Source organism: Lentimicrobiaceae bacterium (assembly GCA_023227965.1).
GTDB lineage: Bacteria > Bacteroidota > Bacteroidia > Bacteroidales > JALOCA01 > JALOCA01.
Genome location: JALOCA010000002.1, coordinates 77620 through 90466 on the forward strand (window position 1 = coordinate 77620; position 12847 = coordinate 90466).

General features: G+C 43.4%; 10 protein-coding genes. 2 read left to right on the forward strand and 8 right to left on the reverse strand.

The features are described 5' to 3' along the window. Positions 1 to 299 precede the first annotated feature (299 nt). The 6 genes from M0R21_01205 to M0R21_01230 form a co-directional block, all read right to left on the reverse strand. A complete protein-coding gene (locus tag M0R21_01205; GenBank protein MCK9616434.1) occupies positions 300 to 983 on the reverse strand; it encodes a response regulator in 684 nt (227 codons plus the stop codon). Positions 984 to 989: 6 nt separating this feature from the next. Then, on the reverse strand, positions 990 to 3665 hold the full coding sequence (locus M0R21_01210) for a sensor histidine kinase KdpD (protein MCK9616435.1): 2676 nt from the start codon (positions 3663 to 3665) through the stop codon (positions 990 to 992). Further along, a complete protein-coding gene (gene kdpC / locus M0R21_01215; GenBank protein MCK9616436.1) occupies positions 3662 to 4237 on the reverse strand; it encodes a potassium-transporting ATPase subunit KdpC in 576 nt (191 codons plus the stop codon). Before kdpC ends, M0R21_01210 begins: the two co-directional genes overlap by 4 nt. Positions 4238 to 4239: 2 nt before the next feature. After that, positions 4240 to 6336 (reverse strand): potassium-transporting ATPase subunit KdpB, encoded by a 2097-nt coding sequence (gene kdpB / locus M0R21_01220; protein ID MCK9616437.1) that lies wholly within the window; start codon positions 6334 to 6336, stop codon positions 4240 to 4242. Positions 6337 to 6347: 11 nt separating this feature from the next. Next, on the reverse strand, positions 6348 to 8033 hold the full coding sequence (gene kdpA, locus M0R21_01225; GenBank protein MCK9616438.1) for a potassium-transporting ATPase subunit KdpA: 1686 nt from the start codon (positions 8031 to 8033) through the stop codon (positions 6348 to 6350). A 514-nt stretch (positions 8034 to 8547) separates the two neighbouring features. Beyond that, positions 8548 to 9057 (reverse strand): DUF3795 domain-containing protein, encoded by a 510-nt coding sequence (locus M0R21_01230; GenBank protein ID MCK9616439.1) that lies wholly within the window; start codon positions 9055 to 9057, stop codon positions 8548 to 8550. 129 nt (positions 9058 to 9186) lie between these two features. Between M0R21_01230 and M0R21_01235 the strand changes: the two genes are divergently transcribed. Further along, a complete protein-coding gene (locus M0R21_01235; GenBank protein ID MCK9616440.1) occupies positions 9187 to 10437 on the forward strand; it encodes an MFS transporter in 1251 nt (416 codons plus the stop codon). Positions 10438 to 10439: 2 nt separating this feature from the next. After that, the gene (locus M0R21_01240; protein ID MCK9616441.1) at positions 10440 to 11117 is read left to right on the forward strand and encodes a 4'-phosphopantetheinyl transferase superfamily protein; all 678 of its coding nucleotides are present in this window, start codon (positions 10440 to 10442) and stop codon (positions 11115 to 11117) included. A gap of 18 nt (positions 11118 to 11135) precedes the next feature. Here the strand turns inward: M0R21_01240 and M0R21_01245 are convergent, their stop codons facing one another. Further along, positions 11136 to 11828 (reverse strand): hypothetical protein, encoded by a 693-nt coding sequence (locus M0R21_01245; protein MCK9616442.1) that lies wholly within the window; start codon positions 11826 to 11828, stop codon positions 11136 to 11138. Then, a complete protein-coding gene (locus M0R21_01250; protein ID MCK9616443.1) occupies positions 11812 to 12834 on the reverse strand; it encodes a radical SAM protein in 1023 nt (340 codons plus the stop codon). Before M0R21_01250 ends, M0R21_01245 begins: the two co-directional genes overlap by 17 nt. Positions 12835 to 12847 lie beyond the last annotated feature (13 nt).

The window sequence follows — 12847 nt, forward strand, 5'->3', positions numbered from 1 at the left end:
GATAAAATACCATAACGGTTGCAAACCGGCTAAAATTAATATTCCGGGTAAAAAAGTGTGGTAAAATTATAAACTCACGAGGGTAAAAAAGGTTTTTGCAACGGTATCATTAAATAAGTCCTAAATCTAAGTTACATTTTTTATAATTTGTTTAAAACAATCATTAACCTGAACTTAGGTTATTACGCAAAGTTTACAATTTCGCACCTCTGGCCTGCACTCACGAGGATAAAATATGAACTTTTAAGAATCAGAGTCTATCAAACCTGTTATGCTTTCTTGGAGAAAAATGAGAGGGGTCAGTTAAACCGGTATCCTATGCCAGATTCGGTAATAATATGCTCGGGTTTAGCCGGGTTGTCTTCTATTTTTTTGCGTAGTTGTGCCACAAAAACCCGCAAGTATTGCGTTTGTCCGGTATAGCCATGTCCCCAGATTTCCTTTAATATATAATGATGGGTGAGTACTTTGCTCGGATTTTTTGCCAGTAGTACTAACAGCGAAAATTCGGTAGAAGTAAGTTTGATAATTTCGTCCTCTTTATGAACAATATGGTTTACCAAATCTATTTGCAGAGTGGAATAAACGAGAACGGTATCGGTATTCTCGTTTTGCTGAACCTGCCTGAAAGCCGAGCGTATGCGTGCAAGCAGCTCGCCACTGCGAAAAGGCTTGGTAAGATAATCGTTGGCCCCGTTGTCCAGTGCCTGCACTATATCGTCTTCCAAATTTCGTACTGATAGGATAATGATGGGATGGGAATACCACTCCCTCAACTTTTTCAGCACACTTTGACCATCCTCATCCGGAAGACCCAAATCAAGCAAAATAAGGGACGGATTTAAAGTAGCTGCCGCCACTATGCCCTCTTTGCCGGTGCTTGCCTCTGCCACCTTGTAACCATTGGCATTAAGGGTTATTTCGAGCAGGCGTCTTATTTGCACTTCGTCATCCACTATCAGTATGAGGTTGCTGTTTGTCATGGTTTTTTATGGCATTAATGTAAAGTCTGGAGTTTCAGAAGGAATACGTACGGTAATGATTGAGCCACCATTTTGCCTGTTTCTTATGTTAACGGTACCATTATGTGCTTCGGTAAAGCCTTTTACTATGGAAAGTCCTAATCCGGTCCCGCCGGTTTGTGTTCCCGCCACACGGTAAAACTTATCAAAGACATGTGGGATAGCTTCTTTGGGAAAACCAGGCCCGCGATCCATCACCTGCATGATAAAATTGGGCTTATCGTAATACATTTTTATCCGGAGTGTAGTTTCAGGCGGAGCATATTGCGTGGCATTGAACACCAGGTTGTATAAGATTTGTTCCACCAATCCGAAATCAATAAATACCAGCGGGATATCGTCGGGTATTACCACTTCGAGTGAGAAATGTTGCAGTTCGTTGCGGAGGTTTTCGGTAACTTTGTTAACCAAATCGTGCACATCGTTCCAGTCCTTGCGTGGGGTTATCCTTCCCGATTCCAGCCTCGACATGTTGAGCAGATTTTCTATCAGCCTGTTCAGTCTTTCGGAAGCAGTAAATATTTCGTTGCAAAGACGGGAATAGCTGTTTTTATCATAATCAACAGAAAGCAAAGCGTCCGAAGCGCCCATGATGGTGGCAACCGGAATGCGCAACTCATGCGAAATAGAATTGAAAAGAGTTTTGTACAGCTTGTCCGATTCGTCTAGGATGGAAGCCTTGCGGGCAAGTTCATCCAGAAACTCACGTTCCAGCGCATTGGAAAGCTGCGCTTTGAATGTCTCCCAAAAAATTTCTTCTTCTCCGCTTAAAGCCTTGGAATGCTCTACGGCAACTACCCCCACCCGCAAGCGACTTCCATTGAGCGGATAAAAAGTATAATTGGTAGAAGGAAGGGTGTCGGTATATTTTCCGGCACTTTTGGCGTGTATAAAACTCCAGGATGCAATGCTCATCTCCGACTCTGACAAGTGGATCGGGCTTTCGTGGGCAATGCGATGTTGCAGTTCGTTGTTGCTGCTCTGCAGGATAAATGCAGCTTCCACCTTAAAATATTTTTTGATGTTTTTCAGGGCGGCATTTACCACCCCGTTTAATCCTGATGCGTAGGAGAGTTCTTTTGTGAGCTGGTAGAGCGCACTGGTTCGTTCTTCCCTTACGCGCGTCATCCGTTCCTGTTTGCGGACTTTGGCCGTTAAAATACCGTTGAGCAATGCAATAATAAAATACATGCCCAGCATCAGCATATCTTCAGGTCTTTCTACATGAAGGGTGAGTGAAGGCGGAATGAAAAAATAATCCCACAATAAGGCGCTTAACGTAGCTGCCAGCAAAATAGGGCCTATTCCCAAAAACATGGCAAGAATGGATACGGTAAAAAGCAAGGTGTATGCTACCACCTGGTATCCGAAAAATTGTTTCATGGGATAAAATACCAAAGCGGTAACAATAGTTATGAAACCCGCCAGGAAATATTGCGAAAAACCTGATGCAAAGGATGGAAAAGTTATATATCGCAAGTATTGATTATCGGCGGGGCCATCGGCTCCCATTACATATACATCAATATTTCCACTATGGCGTACAAGGCGATTGATAAAATTTCCAAGTCTTAACAATGAAAAAAGGTTTCGATGTTTTGGTTTTCCAATGATAATGTGGGTGATGTTTTCGCGCTGGGCTATGTTTAAGATGGCTTTTACAATGTCGTCGCCGGAAGTGGAAACATACCTTGCTCCCAGCATTTTTGCAAGGCGAACATTTTTATTCAACTGTTCTTGCCTGGCCGGCGAAAGTTTGTTGGGCGATTCCACATAAAGTGTCATCAGCGTAGCTCCCATGGTGTAGGAGAGACTTTTGGCCCACCGGATAAGTCTGGCAGATTGTTTGCTTGGTCCAATTACAGCCATCAGGTGTAAGCCTGATTTCCATGGCCCGGGAATACGTTTTTGCTGCATGTATTCCCGTAGCTGTTTGTCAACCCTGTCGGCTACCATGCGTAATGCCATTTCGCGCAAAGCAGTAATATTTCCTTTGCGGAAAAAATTATTGATGGCTTCCGCCGAACGTTCAGGAGTGTAAATTTTCCCTTCCGAAAAGCGCTGAAGCAATTCTGCCGGAGTAATGTCCACCAGCTCTATCTCATCGGCTTGTTCAAAGATTTCGTCGGGCAGGGTTTCCCGAACCGATATTCCGGTGATTTGTGCTACCGTATCCGACTTGCTTTCGATGTGCTGAACATTTACGGTAGTATAAACATCTATTCCGCTGTCAAGAATATCCATTACGTCCTGGTAGCGTTTCAGGTGGCGGCTGCCGGGAGCGTTGGTATGGGCAAGTTCGTCCATCAGCACAATCTGCGGGTTGCGATCAAGGATAGCTTCCGCATCCGGCTCATGAAATGTCTTTTCTTTATAAACTATTTCGGCACGTGGGATTTGTTCCAGCCCTTCCAGTAATTCTTCGGTTTCCTGACGATGATGGGTTTCCACATAGCCAATCACGATGTCCACTCCTTTCGACTTATCAATCTGTGCTGCACGAAGCATGGAAAAAGTCTTTCCTACCCCGGCACACATCCCGAAAAAGATTTTCAGTTTTCCCCGTTTACTTTTTTCTTCTTCTAATTTTAAAGAAGCTAATAGTTCACCAGGGCTGGGCTTATGTTCTTCGTAGTGATTCATGGCGTTTTATCAAGAGCTAAATTAAGCATAAAAACATTTACACGGGCTTCTCCAAGAAGAGAAAACTGCGGCAATTCTGTTTTTTTAAGAATAAGCTCTTCTAATTGCCTCTTTTGCTGCTTGCTGAAACTTCTTGCAGCAGCAATTCTATCCATTTGGAGCAAAGCTGCCCGCGGAGAAATATGCGGATCTAAACCGCTTGCCGATGCAAAAACCATTTCGGCGGGAACGACGGTGTTAGTCCGAAGGTTGTTTCCGAAGACAAAAGCCTTACGTCTTTTTTCTGCAAGATTTTTAAGCTTTTCACTGGTAGGACCTAAGTTGGAACCTCCCGAAGGCAGGGTGTTGTAATCCGTTGCCGAAGGTCGCGGCCAGAAATAGATGCTGCTATCGGTCTTTTGTCCGATGAGTTCCGAACCGAGGAGCCTTCCATCCTTTTTTACCAGGCTTCCGTTTGCCTGATGGGGAAAAATGAGCTGTGCCAATCCGGTTATCATCAAAGGATAAAGAATGCCGGTAAGAATTGTAAAAGCCAGCAGCATTTTAACTGCAATCATTCCTTGTGATTTCATTTTCAAATAATGTTAAAATAAACGAGCAACAGGTCAATCATCTTTATTCCGATAAAAGGCACTACTAAACCTCCGGCGCCATAAATCAGTAGGTTACGGGTAAGAATAGCATTGGCAGACAAGGGACGGTATTTAATCCCTTTCAGAGCCAAAGGAATCAATAGTATGATAATAATAGCATTAAAAATAACCGCACTCAGGATAGCACTTGCCGGAGAAGTAAGCCTCATCACGTTGAGGGCGGATAAAGGACCCGGCAGATTGCCTGTTGCGTAAAGCGAAACTGCAACTGCGGGTATGATGGCAAAATATTTAGCCACATCATTGGCAATACTAAAGGTAGTCAGGGCGCCACGTGTCATCAGCAACTGTTTCCCGGTTTCCACCACTTCAATAAGTTTGGTCGGATTACTGTCCAGGTCCACCATGTTGCCGGCTTCGCGGGCAGCCTGGGTTCCGGTGTTCATGGCAAGCCCGACGTCTGCCTGGGCAAGTGCCGGAGCGTCGTTGGTTCCGTCGCCTATCATTCCTACTAAGTGTCCGTTAGCTTGTTCCTGGCGAATGCGGTACAATTTATCTTCCGGTTTTGCTTCTGCAAGAAAGTCGTCCACCCCGGCTTCAGCAGCAATAGCAGCGGCGGTCAGCGGGTTATCGCCGGTAATCATTACCGTTCGGATACCCATAGCCCTTAATTGGGCAAACCGCTGTTTAATACCACCTTTTACAATATCCTTCAGATGAATAACTCCCAGCACACGGTTGTTTTCGGCAACTACCAAAGGTGTTGCTCCCTGCTTTGCCAGCGAGGCAACTATTTCCTCCACTTTCTTTGGGAAAAAACCATTGTTGTCTTCGATGAATTTTTTCACCGTATCGGTTGCTCCTTTCCGTATGCTCCGGATGGAGCCATCTGGCTGCCGTATGTCCACTCCGCTCATCCGCGACTGGGCGGTAAAAGGAATAAATGTGGTTTCGGATGGATGAATTTCTTTTCCGCGAAGGTTAAATTTTTCCTTGGCAAGCACCACAATGGAACGTCCTTCGGGAGTTTCATCGGCAAGGGAAGATAGTTGTGCAGCATTTGCCATTTGTTCCGGGCTTATTCCTTCGGCAGGAATAAAATCCGTTGCCATTCTGTTTCCTAAGGTTATGGTACCTGTTTTATCTAAAAGGAGAACGTCAACATCCCCGGCAGCTTCGATGGCTTTGCCACTGGTGGCAATCACGTTTTTTTGCAACAAACGGTCCATGCCGCTGATGCCGATGGCACTAAGCAGCCCTCCGATGGTAGTGGGAATCAAACATACCAATAAGGCAATCAGTACAGATAACGAGAGATTATGTTGCATAGGCTGTTCGGATGCCGCAAGGTCGTAGCCGAAAAAGGCAGGTAAAGTAACTACTGCCAGCAGAAAAATGATGGTCAGCCCCGACAAAAGGATGGTTAAAGCTATTTCGTTAGGTGTTTTTTGCCGTTTGGCACCTTCTACCAGGGCTATCATCCGGTCGAGGAATGTATTGCCCTGTTCGGATGTAACTTCTATTATTATCCTATCGCTTATCACTTTGGTGCCACCGGTTACTGCACTACGGTCGCCGCCGCTTTCGCGAATTACCGGAGCCGATTCGCCGGTGATAGCCGATTCGTCCACGCTGGCAATGCCTTCTATTACTTCTCCATCGGCTGGAATAATATCCCCGGTTTCGCATACTACCCGGTCTCCCCGTTTAACTTCTGTCGCACCAATTATCTCTTCTCTTCCGTTAATCAACTTACGGGCTTTGGTTTGTGTGCGGCTTCTCCGGAGGCTGTCTGCCTGTGCTTTTCCTCTTCCTTCGGCTATGGCTTCAGAAAAATTGGCAAACAGTACCGTAAACCACAGCCAAATGGTAATCTGAAAATCGAAGGAGGAAAAAGTACCTGAAAAAATATCCATCACCACTAAAAGACTGGTTATGGATGCGCCGATGGCTACAATAAAAATGACAGGATTTTTCACTAATGTCGCCGGATTCATCTTTTTTAAAGCATCAAGCAGTGCTTTCTCAAATATCTTACGTGTAAATAAACGCGTTTTTTTATATTCTTTCGGTGTCATAATATCATCATTTAAAAGGTAATACCACTATTCATCAGTAAATGCTCCATTACCGGTCCCAGCGAAAGTGCCGGGAAAAAGGTTAATCCGCCTACAATCAGTATCACGCCTATTAGTAGCATAACAAACAGCCAGTTATCGGTACGAAAAGTGCCGGCGGAAAGTGGAGTGATTTTTTTACGTGCCATATTTCCTGCAATGGCAAGCACCGGAATGATGATTCCAAATCGCCCGATAATCATTCCTATGGCTATGGTAAGATTGTAAAAGACAGTATTGGTGTTTAAACCGGCAAATGCACTTCCGTTGTTTCCTGCTGCAGAACTGTAAGCATATAATATTTCAGAAAAACCATGAGGTCCGGTATTGTTTAGTCCAGCCAACCCGGGTGCAAACCTGCACGCCCATGCCGTAAATACAAGTACTACAAAATTAGGAGCCAATACTGCTATCATTGCCATCCTTACTTCGTAAGCTTCAATTTTTTTACCGAGATATTCTGGGGTTCTTCCCACCATCAGTCCTGCAATAAATACCGTAAGTATGATAAAAACAGCCATTCCGTACAAGCCTGCACCAACACCACCAAACACCACTTCCCCGATCATCATATTAAAAATAGCTACCATTCCGGCCAGGGGTGAAAAACTGTCGTGCATGGCATTTACCGAACCGTTGGAGGCATCGGTGGTAACTACCGACCATAACACACTGTTGGTAACCCCAAGCCGGGTTTCTTTTCCTTCCATACATCCGGCAACGTGCAATGCTGCATTATAATGATATTCTGAATAAAAGGAGGTAATCAGCCCGGCAGAAAAAAGGATGAACATTACCAGGAACAATGTCCACCCATGCCGTAAGGAACCACTAAGTTTTCCGTAGGTGATGGTTAAAGCCGATGGGATAAGAAGGATGGCAAGCATTTCGAGGAAATTACTTAAAGGTGTCGGATTTTCAAACGGATGGGCACTGTTTGTGTTGAAAAAACCTCCTCCGTTGGTTCCCAACTGTTTGATGGCAATCTGGGAAGCTGCTGGACCTAAGGGAATGGATTGCTTTGCTCCCTGTAAAGTTTCGGCAGTTTGGTAAGATGAAAAAGTTTGCACCACGCCTTGTCCTACCAGCACTATAGCCAGAAGCAGGGATAAAGGTAAAAGGACATACACCACCGAGCGGGTAAGATCTGTCCAGAAATTGCCAAGAGTTTCGGTAGATTTACGGGTAAGCCCCCTCAGCAATGCCAGCAGAACGGCAATACCGGTGGCCGCACTTACAAAGTTTTGTACCGTTAATCCAAGCATTTGCACCAGATAGCCCAGGGTAATTTCTCCACCATATGACTGCCAGTTGGTATTGGTCATGAAACTTACGGCGGTATTCAGAGCAAGATGCCACGAAACATCCGGCAAGTGTTGCGGATTGCCTGGAAGTTGATTTTGAAATAGCTGTAGCAGAAATACCACAAGAAATCCGAAGAAGTTGAAAAGTACAAGTCCCCATGTATAGGTTTTCCAGTTCATCTCCTGGTTTTCGTTTGCCCCTGTAAACCGGTAGATTCCTTTTTCAAGCCATCCAAATACTGGTTTCAGAATGTGTTTCTCATTCATAAAAACTTTAGCCATAAACAATCCGAGCAAGGGAGCTAAAGCGAGCAATCCGATTATGTAAATCGCTATCTGGACTAAATCGTTCATATTTTTTATAGTTTAAATTTTGTATGAAAAAATTTCTCAATAAACAAAGTCAGCCAATAGCTGATGAAAAAAACAGCAATTAATCCGCCAAAAAATTCGACAAGTGTAAATACCATTTGTTTAAAATTTATCGGGTTTAAACAAAGTGTAAACAAGGTAAATAAGAAGTAATAAGGCAATAATAGCCCCACATAGGTAAGCAAACGTATTACCCGACATAATGGATAAAAGCAACATCCGGAGAACACCGGGTTTTAACAATGTTGATAAAATAATTGCATTCATATCGTCATAAATTCAACGATACAAAATTATAATCCAAGGTATTAAGAAAATATTAAAAAAGCATTTGCGGGTATAAAGATTTTATAAAATACGGCATTTCCCCTAAAACTGGAAATAAGAAGTAAAAAACTGTTATGTATTCGATACAGAACTGTCAAGGGAAAATAATACGGAAAGAAACAAGAAGAATGTACTGTTTTTCAACAACTATACTTTTCAGGCATTGATTTCAACGATTTAGGGCTGCAAGAATTTCCTTTTCATATTTAGCTACATATGCCGAAGACGGTCTTTCGCCGCAATGCCGGCAGGCAATATCGTAAGCGGAGTTGATGGTTCCGCATTTGCTGCAGGTATATTTCGCCAGAACTTCCTTATTCCAGATTTCAATGCCTCTGGAAAGCAAACATGCAGTATCAGAATATAAATCCATACGATGCGGGCGTTCCTGTTTGAATTTTTCGAGTGTTTCGCATGGGTATTCGTCACATTGTCCGCAATAATCAATATTTTTTTCTGCAATACATTTCAGGAAGCTGCACTGCTGGCAATGTCCTGCCCGTTTTTCGCTGCGACAGCCATTGCATTTCATTACCTCGACCGGAACATTCATTCTTGAACTGATAAATTCCAGCCGTTTCATATCTTCCCGGGTGCCTATGTATATTGAACAAACCTGGCAATGTAAACCGCAGGCGGAAGAAATTTTTATTAACTGAGCGTTAGTTTTTGTTTCCATTTTTTAAATTTTTGGCAAAAATAAGAGGATATAAAAATTATGAATCATTAAATTGGGTGAATGACTGATTCCTTAAATTGAATGCAGGATTAAATCATACCTTTGCATACTTTTTCCATAAACAGGATAATGACAGTAGATTCCACAAAACACGATGCCTATGCAGCACTGAGGATACCCGAATTCAGGTTGTTTCTTTCGGGAAGATTCCTGCTTACTTTTGTCATCCAGATGCAAAGTGTAATCATCGGCTGGCAGGTATATGAAGTTACAAAGGATGTTCTTGCATTGGGATTCATAGGTTTGGCTGAGGCAATTCCGTTTCTTTCAGTTGCCTTGTTTGCCGGATGGGCTGCCGACAGGTTCAACAGGAAAAAAATAATCATGATTTCCACTTTTACGTACTTGCTGGGAGCCGTTTGCCTGCTTTTGCTAAGTTATCGGTTTGCCAGCCTGTATGCACAATTTGGAGTCATACCCATTTACACTATTATTTTTGTTACCGGGATAGGAAGGGCGTTTTTTTATCCTGCCCAAGCAGCACTTATGGCACAATTAGTTCCCCGGAGTTTATACCCCAATTCATCAACATGGAACAGTACCATTTGGCATATTGCAGCGGTAAGCGGTCCGGCTGCCGGAGGACTGGTTTATGGTTTTGCAGGAATACACACGGCTTATTTTTGTGTCGTCGGCGGTGTAATCCTTTCGCTGATAATGTTTTTTTACGTTAAAAATAAGCCACTTCCACCGATTGTAAAAGGAGAAACCCTGATACAGGGGCTTGGTGCTGGCATCAGGTTTGTCTTCAGCAACCAGATAATATTGGGAGCCATTTCTCTTGATATGTTTGCCGTTCTTTTTGGGGGTGCTGTTGCACTATTACCTGTTTTTGCATCCGACATTCTGCACACAGGACCGCAAGGATTAGGCTTTCTACGGGCTGCACCGGCTTTGGGTGCCATTGGTATGGCTTTGTTTCTTGCTTACCATCCTCCCCTGAAATCGGCGGGGCGAAACCTCTTGCTGTCAGTGGCAGCATTTGGCATCTGCATCATTGGTTTTGCGCTTTCCCGTAATTTTTATCTTTCCCTGGCATTGCTTGCTGTTGGCGGGGTATTCGACAATGTAAGTGTGATAATCAGGCATACCATACTTCAACTTTACATCCCCGACAATATGCGTGGAAGGGTGATGGCTGTAAACAGCATTTTTGTCGGTTCTTCCAACGAAATCGGTACCTTCGAATCGGGATTGGCTGCGCGGCTGCTGGGACTTATTCCCTCGGTAATCTTTGGCGGAAGTATGACGCTGGCTGTTGTGGGCATAACTGCCAGAATTGCTCCCAATCTTCGCAAACTGAGTATTGTAAAACAATAACCATGGTAGAAGTTTTTGCTGTACAAACCCTCAACGAAGATGCTTACCAACAGGTAAAACCCGTTTTTATGCGGCTGCTTCCTTTGAATTCACAGGAAAGGACGGAAAGTTATACTCATCCTGCATCGCAACAACGGACTTTGCTTGGAGAGGTACTGACACGCAAAATAATTTCACAAAAAACAGGCATTGCTCCTGACAAATTCTTATTTTCACTTAGCAAACATGGCAAGCCTTATCTGAATGATTTCCCGCAACTGCATTTTAACATTTCCCATTCGCACGAATGGGTGGTTGTTGCTGTTGCTTCTGCTCCCGTTGGAATTGACGTGGAAAGAATCAGAAAACCCCGCCTTGATGTAGCCTTGCGTTTTTTCAGCGAGGAAGAAAAAAACGTTTTGCTAAAACTACCCGATGAAGAACAGACGCAATATTTTTACCGGCTTTGGACCATTAAGGAAAGTTACCTTAAGTTAACGGGTGAAGGCTTAACAGCATCACTCAACACATTTACCGTAAAGCAACAGAATGAAAATTTTGCCATTTTCAAAGAGGAAGTAAAACAAAATATACACGTAAAAATATATCCCGGTATTCCCGGTTTCTGCCTCGCAGTTTCGTCAGAAGAAAATAGTTTTGCCGAACTTGTTAATACGGATATTTCTTTCCTGGCAGGCTGAAAACTCAGTCAACCGGTTTTAACCGGGAACAAAAACAATGCTCCCCGTATCGGTTAACGGACCATCGTAAAGTTCAATTATTTGTAATTCGCAGGAATTTATCATTTTCTTCACTTTTTCACCTTCGCGGTAATATTGAAGGCTTCCGCAGATAAAAACCGTATCCTGAAAAATGCCACAGCATCCTCCGAAAAAACCATTTGCAAATCCTTCAAGTACTATACCTTCGGGATTAACATACAAAATCTGGGCTTGCTGGTTAAGCAGTTTTCTTTCAATACCCCGGTCGGAAGTGATGAACCGTTTTCCGGGTAGGGCTAACAAATTGCAACGGGCGTAGCCCTGATTAACGTTTACCCAAAACCGGTTTCCCACATTTTCCTTTATAACTACATCGGTTACATGAATATTATGAATCAGAAAATCATCTGTTACCACGGCATTGTACCGGGCGCTTCCGGGGTAATTGCTCTCAACCATTTTTTTACCACTTCGGAAGCTTATGCTGTTTTTCTCAAAAAAATTAAAATATTCCTGAGGAAGGTTTGGTGCCGTAAAAAGGCATGAATCAAAATTGCAGAAAAAAATGTCAGGATGTCCCGAGATGGCTGGGTAAGCAATGTTACTCGTTTGTAATTCAATCAAATTGCCAAACTTTGAAAGATTTTGCTTTGCCGACGAAGGCATTTTTTTGTCAATTATAATCCACATAGTAATTTCTGTTTTTCAATGCAGGGTCGGCTGTAAATCTAACTTTGCGATAGAATTGCAAAAGTCGTTTCCGGTTTGCTGCTCCATAACCTATTGCAAAATTTAATTCGGTTGGAGAAACAGAAACTTGTATTTCATTTTTATCCGAATGAATGCAGAGAGGTGCAAGCAAGTCGTTCCATATTTTGGTAAGCACCAATTCCCTGAAAGAAACATGAAAAGGTCCGGCAATGAGTTGGCTTCGGGTAAGCAATCCTTCTGAGGGATGCAATCCTATGCGCAGGATTCTGACATTTTTTTCTTCAAAAACAGGAATAAGAAGTTTAACACGCTGCACGGCTTCCGGAAGAGAAAGTGGCTGGTATTTACCTTCGTAATACATTTTTGCAAGAGGTGTTTTCCTGATAACCAAAACCGGGTAAATACGCGTGTTAGCAGCACCAAGCGCAACTATTTCCCGGGCAGTAGCCACTGATTTTTCTGGCGTGTCACCAGGTAAGCCAACCATCATCTGCAATCCTAACTCTATTCCCTCATCAAGTATTGCCTGCGATGCTTTTTCTATATCCTCAACGGTATGCCCCCTGCCCGAAAGGCGTAATACTTCGTCGTCGAACGACTGCGCTCCCAACTCAACTACTTTGACTTTATATTTTTTAAGTAACGCAAGAATTTCTTTATTGATGTAATCGGGTCGTGTTGAAACCCTAAGGTGCTGCACCCTTCCGTCTTCAACAAAGCGGAAAGCTGCTTTCAGGTAATCTTCCATTAGGCTGAAAGGAAGCCCTGTAAAACTTCCGCCGTAAAATGCAATTTCCACCCGCGAATTTTCAGCAGGAATACCCTGTAGATAAGCCGTAACTTTTTTGATGACATCTTCCGGCTTCGGTATGCTAATACTCCCGGTAATTTTTTGCTGGTTACAAAAAATACACTGGTGAGGACAAGCCAACTGGGGAATAAAATTAGGAATAATGTAGTATGGCAGGGCATTGTTGGAAAGCATAAACAAACATAAG

What these genes read in the sequence shown, in the direction of transcription:
- M0R21_01250 (MCK9616443.1), bottom strand. Translation starts at nt 12,834, where the DNA reads ATGCTTTCCAACAATGCCCTGCCATACTACATTATTCCTAATTTTATT.
- M0R21_01240 (MCK9616441.1), top strand. Translation starts at nt 10,440, where the DNA reads ATGGTAGAAGTTTTTGCTGTACAAACCCTCAACGAAGATGCTTACCAA.
- M0R21_01230 (MCK9616439.1), bottom strand. Translation starts at nt 9,057, where the DNA reads ATGGAAACAAAAACTAACGCTCAGTTAATAAAAATTTCTTCCGCCTGC.
- M0R21_01245 (MCK9616442.1), bottom strand. Translation starts at nt 11,828, where the DNA reads ATGTGGATTATAATTGACAAAAAAATGCCTTCGTCGGCAAAGCAAAAT.
- M0R21_01205 (MCK9616434.1), bottom strand. Translation starts at nt 983, where the DNA reads ATGACAAACAGCAACCTCATACTGATAGTGGATGACGAAGTGCAAATA.
- kdpC (MCK9616436.1), bottom strand. Translation starts at nt 4,237, where the DNA reads ATGAAATCACAAGGAATGATTGCAGTTAAAATGCTGCTGGCTTTTACA.
- kdpA (MCK9616438.1), bottom strand. Translation starts at nt 8,033, where the DNA reads ATGAACGATTTAGTCCAGATAGCGATTTACATAATCGGATTGCTCGCT.
- M0R21_01210 (MCK9616435.1), bottom strand. Translation starts at nt 3,665, where the DNA reads ATGAATCACTACGAAGAACATAAGCCCAGCCCTGGTGAACTATTAGCT.
- kdpB (MCK9616437.1), bottom strand. Translation starts at nt 6,336, where the DNA reads ATGACACCGAAAGAATATAAAAAAACGCGTTTATTTACACGTAAGATA.
- M0R21_01235 (MCK9616440.1), top strand. Translation starts at nt 9,187, where the DNA reads ATGACAGTAGATTCCACAAAACACGATGCCTATGCAGCACTGAGGATA.